The following is an 11,407-nucleotide window of genomic DNA, read 5'->3' on the forward strand; positions in this document are numbered from 1 at the left end:
CCACTCGCTACGACAAACACGCCATCGTCTACCGCGCCGCGGTCCTCATCCACGCCGCAATCGCGTGGACCAAACAATTATCAGACACGCCCTAGCTGCCGCGTGGGCGCAGATCCCCCTTGCCCACGATCCGACGGCGGGGCTCGGCTCGTTCACCCGGCGGCGGATCGAGCGGATGATCAGCATCGTCTTGGCTGTCGGATCACTCGCCCTCGGTGCGCAGGCCTTCGTGGCGGCACTGGGCTCGGTCCAGGAGCCCGAAGCGTGGCACGTTGCCTTCATGGTCGCGAACTTCGGGTCGCTGACGGCCCTGCTCGTCACCTATGTCGTGGGTCGCAGCATCGCACCCGCCGCCATAGCCTTCTGCGCCGTCTTCGTCGTGACGCTCGTCGTCTGGCCCTTCGTCGTGGCGGGGCAGGACATCCCGCCGTCTGATCCACCGTGGACGTGGTTCCTGGTCAGCGTTGTCACAGCGTCCTCCATCATGTTCCTGCCGTTGATGTGGCAGATGGCATGGACGATCTTCGTGCCCGTGCTCTTCGGGATCACCCGCTTGGCCCAGGCTGGATTCGCTGTCGATTTCTGGTGGCCGACGCTGCTGGATGTCTCGTTCGCCATCATCCTGGGCGGGGTCTTTGTGACCCTGGGGTGGATGTTTCGCTCGATCGCCGACAATGTCGATGAGTCCCGCCGCACTGCGGTGGAGACATATACCGCCGCAGCGGTTACGGAAGCTGCCGAGAGCGAGCGCGTCGCTGTCGCCGCCCTCATGCACGACAGCGTCCTCGCGGCACTCATCGCCTCTGAGCGTGCGCAAACCCCCCGAGAGCAAGGCCTTGCCGTCGCGATGGCCCAGGAGGCCTTGACTCGCCTCGCGAACGCGGAAACCGATGCCGGTCTCGGCAGCGATTCGCCACGACCCTTCGGGACGCTCGTTGAAGAAGTGGAAAGTGGTGCGCGCGGGCTCGGTGTTGATCTTGTCGTGGAACGCGCATACGGCCACGATGCGCCCGAGATCCCTGGCCGGGTCGCGAACGCGCTGATCCTCGCTGCTATGCAGGCGATTGCCAATTCGATCGAGCACGCTGGCGGTATCGGCTTGACAGTCTGCGCTCGTCAGGAGCCTGATACCCAGCGACTGCACCTCGAGGTGCAAGACCTCGGCGACGGGTTCGATCTCGACACCGTTCCGGATGATCGCCTCGGAATACGCGGGTCGATCATTGCTCGGGTGGCAGCCGTCGGCGGCACCGTGCACATCACGTCCGACTCGAACGGGACGCTCGTGCGCCTCACGTGGCAGGGGGCCCGAGCATGATCAGTGTCCGTCGCCTGCTCATCGGTTTGGCCTTCGCGTTCACGGCCTACCTCGCCGTCCGCGGGCTGTGGTGGACCGGCCCGTTCACCGAGCCACTGGTGCTCGTCGCTGCCGTCGCGCTCTATGTCGTGACCACCGGCGTCGCGCTGCTGTGGGGCAACCGCGACCCCGAAGACGATGATGTGACGCCGGCCGCACCCGGATTGGCGCCCCGTGCATCATCCGACCGGATGCCGCTTGCCGCCGCGCTCATGGCGTTGGGAACGACGATCATCGTTCCCAACGCGCTGTCGCTGGCTGTGCCGCGGGAGGCGATCGAGGAGCCCTACGTCGTCTGGTATCTCGGCGGCATCGGCGCTCTGATGGTCATCGTCATGGTGAGGCGTCGCCCGATCTTCGCCTGGGTGGGCATCGGTCTCCTCGCCGCCGTCTCATGGTTCTGGCTCGGCGTCCTCGATGCGCTCGAGAAGGGTCTTGTCGGCTCGATCCTGTGGGTGGGGTTGGCGCAGCTTCTGGTGATGCTCACCGATCGTGCTGCCAAAGACACCGCGAAGCTCGTGGAACTGCAGCGCGCAGCATCAGCGTGGCAGGCAGCCCACACCGTGCGTCAGCGGGAGCGCCGCGTGCAGATACAGCGGGCGCTGTCGGTGGCAGGCCCGGTGCTTGCGCGCACGATCGCCCAGGGCGGCGCGTTGACCCCCGACGAACGCGTCGAGGCGAGGCTTGCCGAGGGTAGTCTGCGCGACGAACTGCGCGGGGCTCGCCTGCTCGACGACGCGGTCCGCCACGAACTTGAGTCAGCCCGCCGCCGGGGTGCGACTGTCACCGTTCTCGACGAGGGAGGCCTGGACGGCATCGACCCTGAGAGCCTGGCAAGCATCCGCGCACGTCTGGTCGCTGCGCTGCGCTCCGCGCGATCGGACCGGCTCTACATCCGCACGTCCCCGCACGAGAGCGTGGCAGTGACGGTCGTAGGTCGCTCGGATGCAGGGCGGGGCCTCAGCGACGAAGACACCGTCGACCTCTGGACCGAGATCACCCGAGTCCCCGCCGAGCCCGACATTCGGGAGTGAACGTCCGAAAAAGGATGGTGGGGGTGGACAGATAGTCCACCCCCACCTGTGCGGACGGTTACCCGAAAACCGGCCGCGTGGCCGAACCTGGGCCGCGTCACACGAGAGGTGACGGCGGTTCAGCCGAACGCTACTGCGTTCCAGCTGTTCCAGTCTTGCCGAGTCGCAACGATTCGTCTGTAGGTATTTTGGGGGACAAAATTGGCCTGCTCCAGGACCAGGCCAATTCGCGTCTCGCGCTCAACAGGGCGTGCGATTCCAGCCCAATTCGCGCCGCAGCGGCTCCCGCAGCGCCCGCTGCGAGAGCGCCCACGCCGAGCGCTGGGGCTCGTCGGCGACGGCCTCGGCGTGCTCAGTGACGTAGTGCTCTGCCACGACGGCGACGACAGCCGCGATCTCTTCGGCAGTCGCATCGCCGCGAACGATGCTGATCGGCACGGCGAGTTCGCGTTCTTCGAAAGCTGTTTCTCGGGTACTCATCGCGTCCTACAGCGGGATGTTGCCGTGCTTCTTCGGCGGCAGGCTTGCGCGCTTGCCGCGCAGGGACCGCAGCGCTTTGGCGATCGAGACACGCGTCTGGGCCGGTTCGATGATCCCGTCGAGCTCGCCGCGCTCGGCGGCCAGGAACGGGGATGCCACGTTGTAGGTGTACTCGTTGGCAAGCCGCGTTCGCACGGCGGCGACGTCCTCGCCGGTCTCGCTGGCCCTCTTGAGCTCGCCGCGGTACAGGATGTTCACCGCGCCCTGGCCTCCCATGACCGCGATCTCGGCGGTGGGCCAGGCGAGGTTGACGTCCGCGCCGAGCTGCTTGGAGCCCATGACGATGTACGCACCGCCATAGGCCTTGCGCAGGATCACCGTGACAAGCGGCACTGTCGCCTCGGCGTATGCGTACAGCAGCTTGGCGCCACGGCGGATCACTCCGGTCCACTCCTGGTCGGTGCCGGGAAGGTATCCGGGAACATCGACGAGGGTCACGATCGGAATCGAGAAGGCGTCGCAGAAGCGCACGAAGCGGCTAGCCTTCTCGCCGGCCTCGATATTGAGGGTGCCCGCCATCTGCGAGGGCTGGTTCGCGATGATGCCGACCGTCCGTCCCTCGATCCGGCCGAAGCCGATCACGATGTTCGGGGCGAACAACGGCTGCACCTCGAGGAAATCGCCCTCGTCGACGATGTGGCCGATGACGTCGCGGATGTCGTAGGGCTGGTTGGCGGAGTCAGGGATGATCGCGTTGAGGGTACGGTCGGCATCCGTCGTCTCCCACTCGAACGGGCTCTCGTACTCGGGGATCTCCGCGAGGTTGTTGTCGGGGAGGAAGCCGAGCATCGTGCGGACGTAGTCGATCGCGTCGTCTTCGTCTTCAGCGAGGTAGTGCGCGACCCCTGACCTGGTGTTGTGGGTGTAGGCGCCGCCGAGTTCTTCCATCCCGACGTCCTCGCCGGTGACGGTCTTGATCACATCGGGGCCGGTCACGAACATCTGGCTGGTCTTGTCGACCATGATGACGAAGTCGGTGAGGGCGGGGGAGTATACGGCGCCACCGGCGGCCGGCCCCATGATGATCGAGATCTGCGGGATGACACCCGACGCGCGCGTGTTGAGTCGGAAGATCTCACCGTATTTTCCGAGGGCGACCACACCCTCCTGGATGCGCGCGCCGCCCGAATCCAGGATGCCGATGATCGGCATCCCGCAGCGGAGGGCGAGCTCCATGACCTTGATGATCTTCTCGCCCGCCACCTCGCCGAGCGAGCCGCCGAAGGTCGAAAAATCCTGCGCGTAGACCGCTACCGTGCGGCCGTGAATCGTGCCGGTGCCGGTGACGACGGAGTCGCCATAGGGGCGCGATTTGTCCATCCCGAACGCCGTCGTGCGGTGGCGCACATATTCGTCGAGCTCGGTGAAGCTGCCGGGATCGACGAGCAGCTCGATGCGCTCGCGGGCCGTGAGCTTGCCCTTCGCGTGCTGCTTCTCGCGGGCTGACTCCTCGGCGGAGACGACAGCCTCCTGGTAGCGCGCGCGCAGATCGGCGATTTTGCCGGCCGTCGTGAACAGGTCGTTGTCGTCGGTCACGCCTCCACACTATCGGCGTGTCGCGGGAACCCCTTGGAGACCTGCGACAACGCGCCGCGGCATCCGTTATGCCTTTCCCGCTTCGGCCGGGCGGCAGCGGCGGGTCAGTGGAGGCTCCCGGGGCCCTACAGTGAACGGATGCAGGCAGGCGACTTTCCGCGGACGGCGACCATCGCGAGGCGACTGGATGTCCTCGCGCACACCGGGTCCACGAACGCCGACCTTCTGGCGAGCGTGGCCGGGCAGCCGGATGCCTACCCCCACCTCTCGGTGCTGGTGACTGACGACCAGCGGTCGGGTCGGGGACGGCTGGATCGCACGTGGACTGCCCCGGCCGGCGCAGCCCTGGCGATCTCGGTGCTCGTTCGGGTGCCGCATCTGCCATCCGACCAGCGTGGCTGGGTTCCGCTGATCGCCGGCGCGGCGATGACGCTCGCGATTCGGGGTCAGTTCGCCCCCGACGTTCCAGTCGACAGTTCGCGCGTGGCGCTGAAGTGGCCGAATGACGTGCTCATCGACGGGGCGAAGGTGTGTGGCATCCTGTCGCAGGTGGTGCCGGGGCAGCCTGATGCCATCGTCGTCGGCGCGGGGGTCAATACGCGGATGACGCCCGCGCAGCTTCCCGTTCCCACGGCCACCTCGTTAGCGATCGCCGGAGCAGACGTCGACCTCGATCGCCTGCTCGCCGATTACCTCCGGGGTCTCGACCGGATGCTGCAGACCGCAGTGTCCGCGGCGGGCGCCGCAAACGTTCGCGCCGAGATTCAGCGGCTCTGCGGGACCCTCGGGCGCGACGTCCGCGTGATGCTGCCCGATGACCGGGTGCTGGAGGGCACCGCCGCCGGGCTCGACGATGTCGGGCGACTCGTCGTAGCGGTGGGCGGTGAATCAGTGCCGGTCGCGGCGGGGGACGTCATCCATGTCCGCTGAGACCCCCACAATGGGGGTATGTCGCTGCATCCAGGCACGGGTCCGTCGGGATACTCCCCGCCGCCGACCTCTGTCGGGCGGCCGCTGGCTCCCGCGCCCGGTGTCTCGACGCCTGAGCTGCTGATCGCCAAGATCCGTGGTCGCCGGCCCGCGCTGATCCTGTCGGCGCTCGCGCTGATCGCAGTAGCCGCAGCGGCCGGGTATTTCTATGACAACCTTCCGGCGCCCTTCGAGAACTGGATGCTGCTCGCAGCAGCTGCCGTGGTCATCTTCGTGCTCGTGTTCCTGCCGTTTCTCGCGTGGCGCGCTCACGTGTACACGATCACGACGCGACGTGTCATCGAGCGCAGTGGGCTGTTCGTGACGCGGAGACGCGAACTCGCGCACGTTCGCGGGTACTCAGTGCAGATGCGCCGGGGCCCGCTGCAGCGCCTCGCCGGCAGTGGCACGCTCATCCTGTCCAACGGTGTCGACGCGCCGATGCGGATGACGCGGGTTCCGCAGGTGGCCCTCGTCCACGAAGTCCTCATCGACCAGGTCGAGGTCAATCAGATCCTCGCCCACCGCGACGGTCAGGCACCACTCGAGTCGTGAGGCGCCGGGACCCGTCATCGCCCCGACGCGAGCGACCCCCCCGCTTCGCGACAGAATGGATCCGAACGGGAGGACTGCTATGACCTATCGCGTCGGTGTGATCGGCGGCGGACAGTTGGCGCGAATGATGATCGCGCCCGCTGTCGAACTCGGCGTCGAGATCCGGGTGCTCGCCGAGCAGGAAGGAATGGCGGCAGCTCTCGCGGCATCCGCAGTCGGTGACTATCGAGACGCCGACACCGTGCTCGCCTTCGCGCGGGATGTCGATGTCGTCACCTTCGACCACGAGCACGTGCCGCAGCCGGTCCTGCGCGCGCTGGTGGACGCCGGCGTGGCAGTACACCCCGGCCCCGACGCCCTGCGGTACGCGCAAGACAAGCTGCTGATGCGCACGCGACTGCAGGAGATGGGGATGCCGCAGCCTGACTGGGCAGCCGTCACCGGCCCCGATGAACTCGGCGCCTTCCTCGAGGGTCATGGCGGTCGTGCTGTCGTGAAGACGCCTCGAGGCGGGTACGACGGCAAGGGGGTGCGCGTCGTATCGTCACCGGATGGCGCCGCAGACTGGTTCACGGCGCTCGCCGAGGATGCCGGCGGTGGCGCGCTGCTGGTCGAGGAACTGGTCGAGTTCACCCGGGAGCTCGCGCAGCAGGTGGCTCGGACCCCCTCGGGAGCTGTTCGGGCCTATCCCGTGGTCGAAACCGTGCAGCGCGACGGTGTGTGCGCCGAGGTGCTTGCGCCGGCGCCGGGCGCCAGCGCTCGCCTTGCCGCGACAGCTGCCGAGGTCGGCGAGCGGATCGCCGAGGGGCTCGGAGTCACCGGGATGCTCGCGGTCGAACTGTTCGAAACCGCCGATGACCGCATCCTCGTGAACGAGCTCGCCATGCGGCCGCACAACAGCGGCCACTGGAGCCAGGACGGTGCAGTCACAAGCCAGTTCGAACAGCATCTGCGTGCCGTTCTCGACCTCCCGCTGGGGGATACGTCGCCGGTTGCGCCGTGGTCGGTGATGATCAATATCCTCGGCGGACCCACCGAGGGCGGTCTCTCGGAGCGGTTCGCGGCGGCAATGGCCCAGCATCCGTCCGCCCACATCCACACCTACGGCAAGGAACCGCGCCCGGGGCGCAAGGTGGGGCACGTGAACGCCATCGGCGCCGACCTCGATGACGTCGTCTACGACGCTCGCGCGACAGCCGCGTTTTTCCAGGATTGAGGCGATACCGCGGTGTCGGGACGGATGCCTAGTTCGAGGGCAGGCCGCGCCCGGTGAGCCAGGCGCGCATCCGGTCGCGGCCGTTGAGGCCTGCCGCATCCTTCACGCGACGGATGACGGCTCGGCTCCATCCCGTCGGGCGTCCCTGGCTCGCGTGGTACGCGGCGATCTCGGCGTCGTAGGCGGCGACGTCGGCATCCGTGATCGGGGAGTAGCGCTCGCGGGAGTGCACGACGCTCGGGGCGAGACGCGGCTTGATCCCCGCGGTGTCGGCGGGATCGGGATATCCGACTGCGAGGCCGAACGCGACCATCGCTCGGGCGGGTAGCCCGATCAGCTCGGCGGCGCGCTCGGGGTCGTTGCGAACCGACCCCAGATAGCAGGTGCCGAGCCCGAGCGACTCGGCTGTGATGACCGCGTTCTGTGCGGCAAGCGCGGCATCGACGAAGGCGACCAGCGTGGATTCGAGGTAGTCAGCAGCGCTGTCAGTCGCACCCTGAGCCGCCGCGATCGCCGAGGCTCGGGCCCAGTCTGCGATGAACAGCAGGATGACGGGAGCGTCAGCAACGAAGGTGCTCGTGCCCACCTCGTCGACGAGAGCGCGCCTGGTCGCAGCATCCCGCACCTCGACGACGCTCCACAGCTGCAGGTTCGACGAGCTCGCGGCCGATTGGGCGGCAGCGACCATCGCGGTGATCGCCTCGTCGCTCACTGGCGCGTCGGTGAAGCTGCGCACCGTGTGGTGACGTAAGAGCCCAGCCAGCGTTGCCGATTCGCGCAGGGCTGGCTCGGCCAGCGCCGGAGCCGCGGCGCCGTAGCGGGCGCGCAGCAGAGCATCGATGTCCGGGGTCCCGGGCGCTGAGGTGTTGGACTCGGTCACGGATTCTCCCTTCGGGGGTGCCGTTCCGGGCAATCCCCAGCCATGCACCCTAGCCTGGTCCCGTGACCGCTGCGCTCCACAGTTCCCCCGCCCCGCTCGTCGGTGTCGTCATGGGTTCGGACTCCGACTGGCGAGTCATGAGCGACGCGTCCCAGGCGCTCACGGACTTCGGCGTGCCCCACGAGGTCGAGGTCGTCTCGGCCCACCGAACGCCCGACAAGCTCGTCGCCTACGGGCGCGAGGCGCGAGGGCGCGGCATCCGTGTCATCATCGCGGGAGCTGGCGGCGCCGCGCACTTGCCCGGCATGCTCGCCTCCGTCACAGCACTTCCGGTGATCGGCGTTCCCGTGCCTCTGGCCACCCTCGACGGCCTGGACTCGCTGTTGAGCATCGTGCAGATGCCCGCCGGCATCCCCGTCGCGACAGTCTCGATCGGCGGGGCCCGGAATGCTGGCCTCTTGGCGGTACGGATGCTGGGAATCGCCGATCCCGCTCACGCCGACGCCATCGAGAACTACGCGCGCGAACTCGAGGGCGTCGTCGAGGAGAAGAACCGGCGGCTCAAGGAGGCGCTGTGAGCGTCGCAAGCCCACCGCGGACGGTCGGAGCGCAGCAATCCGCGCGGCGGCCGGTGATCGAGAACCGTCCGCTTCGCTATCCCAACACGGCGTCGCGACCGATGATGACGCGTCGGGCCTGGTGGCTGCTGGTTCTCAACTTCCTGATTCCTGGATCGGCGCAGGTTCTTGCCGGAAACCGGCGCCTCGGCCGCTTCGGGCTCGGTGCGACCCTCTTCGGCTGGACGCTGATCGCGCTCTCCATCGTCACGCTGTTGCTCTGGCAGCAGGCGTTCGTCGCAATCGCGACGAACTGGTTCGTGCTGCTCGGCGTGCAGGCGCTTCTGTTCGCCTACCTGCTTCTGTGGATCATCCTCACGATCGATACCCTGCGTCTCGTGCGGCTCGTACGCACCGGGTCGATCACGCGATTCGCTGTCGCGCTCGTCGGTGTCGGGGCTCTCGTTCTCGCCGGTAGCGGCGTGGTCTGGGCATCCGATCGACTCGGGGGCGTGCGCGATTCGTTCGGTGCGATCTTCGCCGAGTCAGGGCCCTCGGTGCCGCCGTCGGACGGCTATTACAACATCCTGCTGCTCGGGGCCGACAGCGGTGAGGGCCGTGACTCCATGAGGTACGACAGCATTTCGGTAGCCTCCATCAACGCCGACACCGGCGCTGTCACCATCACCGGCATCCCGCGCGACATGGTCAACGTTCCGTTCGCGCCTGGCCCTATGCAGGACCTCTACCCGAATGGCCACAGCGGTCACTCGGACCCGGTCTGCGGATGGGGGAGCGGTATCAACCAGCTGCGCACCGAGGTCGAAGTCTGCCGTGACGGCAATGCGTTGTATCCGGATGCTGCCGCCAACGGCTCGCAGCCGGGGATCGAGGCGACCAAGGATGCCGCCGAGGGCCTGCTCGGGATCGAGATCCCGTACTACGTCTTCATCGACATGCACGGGTTCGCGGCGCTCGTGGACGCGCTCGGCGGCGTCGACATCGATGTGACGGAGCGGCTGCCGAAGGGCGGCGGGCCCTCGTACGACGGGCAACCGGCTGAGGAATGGGCGACCGGTTGGATCGAGCCGGGCCTCCAGCACATGGACGGCGACACCGCGCAGTGGTACGCGCGCTCCCGCTACACCACGAGCGACTGGGATCGGATGCTGCGCCAACGCCAGTTGCAGGAGGCGATCCTCGCGCAGTTCACTCCGATGAACGTCCTCAATCGGTTCAACGAGGTGCTGAACGCCGGCACGGCGATCGTGCAGACCGACATCCCGCAGTCGATGGTTCCGTACTTCGCCGAGCTTGCGCTCAAGTCGAAGGAGCAGCCGGTGACCAGCATCGAGCTCACCCCGTCGGGCGTGGGTGGCATCGGCATCATCCCCGAGGAATTGTCTGCCGACGACGTCGCCTTCATCCAGGACTACCTGCAGCAGGCGCTGCATCCGCCGACACCCACGCCCACGCCCGCCGCGTGAGGCGTTCGGCTCTACGAAGAGGCTCGTTTCTGTGACGACGACATTGCGTGTTGTTCTCGACCAGCTGGTCGCGCCCACCGATCCCGACCTCGCGATGGCATCGCGGGAGTTGACCCGTGCCCTGATCGCCGCCGCGCCGCGGGGGTGTGAGGTCTCTGGTGTTGTTCCGGCGGCCGGCGACGACGTGCTTGCCGAGGTCCGGGCACTCGAAGGCCTCGCCGGGGTCGAATCGTCCCCTATCCCGCGCCGGGAGCTCTCGACCGCGCTTTCTCTGGGCCTTCCCAGCGGCCTTGGCGGGGGGATGCTGCACTCGCCGACGCTCTTCGCGCCCCTCGTGCGCCACGATCGTGTCCACAATCACGAGCAGACCGTCGTCACGATCTGGGACCTCACACCCTGGACCCATCCGGAGCGGGCATCGAAGGCATCCGTCGCGTGGCATCGGGCGATGCTCAAGCGCGCCGAGAGACACGCGGATGCCGTCATCGTGCCGCTCCACGCCATGGCCGACGAGCTCACGGAGCGCACGAAGCTGCGCGGCCGGATCCGGGTGATCGCCGGTGCCGCGCCCGCGGGTTTCGCCGAGCCTCGAGACGCTGTCGGCCGCCGGCGGACGATCGGGGTGCCTGAGGGGGCGGTCGTTGTCGACGCCGCAGGAGTTTCTGCGGGGGAGCTCGGCGAAGTGCTCGCTGCCCTCGGTCGCGAGCTCCCCGAGGCGCCAGTTGTCGTGCTCGGCGACCGGGGCGTCGCGGGGATGGGCGACGTAGTAGTCGTCTCTACGGCGGACCCAGTCGACTGTGCGGCAACACTTGCCGCGGCGTCCGTCCTCGTCGCTCCTGGCACGGCCCCTGCCTACGGATGGCGCACGCTTGAGGCGCTCACGCTCGGGATCCCCGTTGTCAGCGCGGCCTCGGCCGTCCACGGCGAACTGGTTGGGGACGGTGGTGCGATCGTTGAAGGTGGCGCCGACGCTCTCGCAGCATCCGTCACGTCGCTGCTCGCGTCGGAGGATGACCACCGCCGCGCCGCAACGCTCTCGACCGACCGTGGGCGCGCCTTTTCCTGGCGTGAAGCAAGCGATCGCGTCTGGCAATTGCATGCGGATCTATAGATTGCGGCCTGGCGTTCCTCGTCACGAGAGCACACTTGAGTCACACTAGTAACATGGCGCGATCTCTAGGTGTGATGTCCAGGGACGTTGTTTCGGCGACACGGCCCTGACCTGTTGAAAGGCGAAGACCTCCGGTTGTGAAGTGGAGCTGTTGAGTTCAACCGC

Annotated in this window: 11 protein-coding genes and 1 pseudogene; 9 read left to right on the forward strand and 3 right to left on the reverse strand. The window is 67.6% G+C overall.

The features are described 5' to 3' along the window. The 3 genes and pseudogenes from AB0O89_RS14820 to AB0O89_RS14830 all read left to right on the forward strand — a co-directional run. Positions 1-95, forward strand: a pseudogene (locus AB0O89_RS14820) (IS5/IS1182 family transposase); the annotation flags it as partial. Between the two features lie 80 nt (positions 96-175). After that, entirely contained in the window at positions 176-1,318 is a 1,143-nt protein-coding gene (locus tag AB0O89_RS14825) for an ATP-binding protein (protein WP_363499168.1), read from the forward strand. Next, positions 1,315-2,391 carry a hypothetical protein gene (locus AB0O89_RS14830; protein WP_363499171.1) on the forward strand — a complete coding sequence of 359 codons (1,077 nt, stop codon included), beginning with the start codon at positions 1,315-1,317 and terminating at the stop codon, positions 2,389-2,391. The genes AB0O89_RS14825 and AB0O89_RS14830 overlap by 4 nt, the downstream gene beginning before the upstream one ends. A 240-nt stretch (positions 2,392-2,631) precedes the next feature. Here AB0O89_RS14830 and AB0O89_RS14835 read toward each other — a convergent pair whose 3' ends face one another. Both AB0O89_RS14835 and AB0O89_RS14840 read right to left on the reverse strand, forming a co-directional pair. Beyond that, entirely contained in the window at positions 2,632-2,871 is a 240-nt protein-coding gene (locus AB0O89_RS14835) for an acyl-CoA carboxylase epsilon subunit (RefSeq protein ID WP_363499174.1), read from the reverse strand. 6 nt (positions 2,872-2,877) lie between these two features. After that, positions 2,878-4,467 carry an acyl-CoA carboxylase subunit beta gene (locus tag AB0O89_RS14840; protein WP_363499177.1) on the reverse strand — a complete coding sequence of 530 codons (1,590 nt, stop codon included), beginning with the start codon at positions 4,465-4,467 and terminating at the stop codon, positions 2,878-2,880. A 138-nt stretch (positions 4,468-4,605) separates the two neighbouring features. On the opposite strand from AB0O89_RS14840, the gene AB0O89_RS14845 reads away from it, so the two are divergent. The 3 genes from AB0O89_RS14845 to AB0O89_RS14855 all read left to right on the forward strand — a co-directional run bounded on the left by AB0O89_RS14845 (position 4,606) and on the right by AB0O89_RS14855 (position 7,207). After that, positions 4,606-5,397: a biotin--[acetyl-CoA-carboxylase] ligase gene (locus AB0O89_RS14845; RefSeq protein WP_363499180.1), complete on the forward strand. Its 792-nt coding sequence runs from the start codon at positions 4,606-4,608 to the stop codon at positions 5,395-5,397. Between the two features lie 18 nt (positions 5,398-5,415). After that, positions 5,416-5,991 (forward strand): PH domain-containing protein, encoded by a 576-nt coding sequence (locus AB0O89_RS14850; protein ID WP_363499183.1) that lies wholly within the window; start codon positions 5,416-5,418, stop codon positions 5,989-5,991. 79 nt (positions 5,992-6,070) lie between these two features. Next, entirely contained in the window at positions 6,071-7,207 is a 1,137-nt protein-coding gene (locus tag AB0O89_RS14855; RefSeq protein ID WP_363499186.1) for a 5-(carboxyamino)imidazole ribonucleotide synthase, read from the forward strand. Positions 7,208-7,235: 28 nt separating this feature from the next. Here the strand turns inward: AB0O89_RS14855 and AB0O89_RS14860 are convergent, their stop codons facing one another. Continuing rightward, entirely contained in the window at positions 7,236-8,087 is an 852-nt protein-coding gene (locus AB0O89_RS14860; RefSeq protein WP_363499189.1) for a nitroreductase family protein, read from the reverse strand. A 110-nt stretch (positions 8,088-8,197) separates the two neighbouring features. Here AB0O89_RS14860 and purE point away from each other — a divergent pair, with 110 nt between their 5' ends. The 3 genes from purE to AB0O89_RS14875 are packed head-to-tail and all read left to right on the forward strand — an operon-like array spanning position 8,198 to position 11,242. After that, positions 8,198-8,665 (forward strand): 5-(carboxyamino)imidazole ribonucleotide mutase, encoded by a 468-nt coding sequence (gene purE / locus AB0O89_RS14865; RefSeq protein WP_341578014.1) that lies wholly within the window; start codon positions 8,198-8,200, stop codon positions 8,663-8,665. Next, positions 8,662-10,131: an LCP family protein gene (locus tag AB0O89_RS14870; protein WP_363499192.1), complete on the forward strand. Its 1,470-nt coding sequence runs from the start codon at positions 8,662-8,664 to the stop codon at positions 10,129-10,131. Before purE ends, AB0O89_RS14870 begins: the two co-directional genes overlap by 4 nt. Before the next feature lie 31 nt (positions 10,132-10,162). Beyond that, positions 10,163-11,242, forward strand: a complete 1,080-nt coding sequence (locus AB0O89_RS14875) for a glycosyltransferase (RefSeq protein ID WP_363499195.1) — start codon at positions 10,163-10,165, stop codon at positions 11,240-11,242. Positions 11,243-11,407: the final 165 nt, after the last annotated feature.

Origin of the sequence: Microbacterium sp. NPDC076895 (assembly GCF_040687115.1) — a bacterium.
Classification (GTDB): Bacteria; Actinomycetota; Actinomycetes; order Actinomycetales; family Microbacteriaceae; genus Microbacterium.

Coding starts and splice junctions, on each gene's coding strand:
- purE (WP_341578014.1), top strand. CDS start 8,198: ATGGGTTCGGACTCCGACTGGCGAGTCATGAGCGACGCGTCCCAGGCG.
- AB0O89_RS14825 (WP_363499168.1), top strand. CDS start 176: ATGATCAGCATCGTCTTGGCTGTCGGATCACTCGCCCTCGGTGCGCAG.
- AB0O89_RS14835 (WP_363499174.1), bottom strand. CDS start 2,871: ATGAGTACCCGAGAAACAGCTTTCGAAGAACGCGAACTCGCCGTGCCG.
- AB0O89_RS14850 (WP_363499183.1), top strand. CDS start 5,416: ATGTCGCTGCATCCAGGCACGGGTCCGTCGGGATACTCCCCGCCGCCG.
- AB0O89_RS14845 (WP_363499180.1), top strand. CDS start 4,606: ATGCAGGCAGGCGACTTTCCGCGGACGGCGACCATCGCGAGGCGACTG.
- AB0O89_RS14830 (WP_363499171.1), top strand. CDS start 1,315: ATGATCAGTGTCCGTCGCCTGCTCATCGGTTTGGCCTTCGCGTTCACG.
- AB0O89_RS14855 (WP_363499186.1), top strand. CDS start 6,071: ATGACCTATCGCGTCGGTGTGATCGGCGGCGGACAGTTGGCGCGAATG.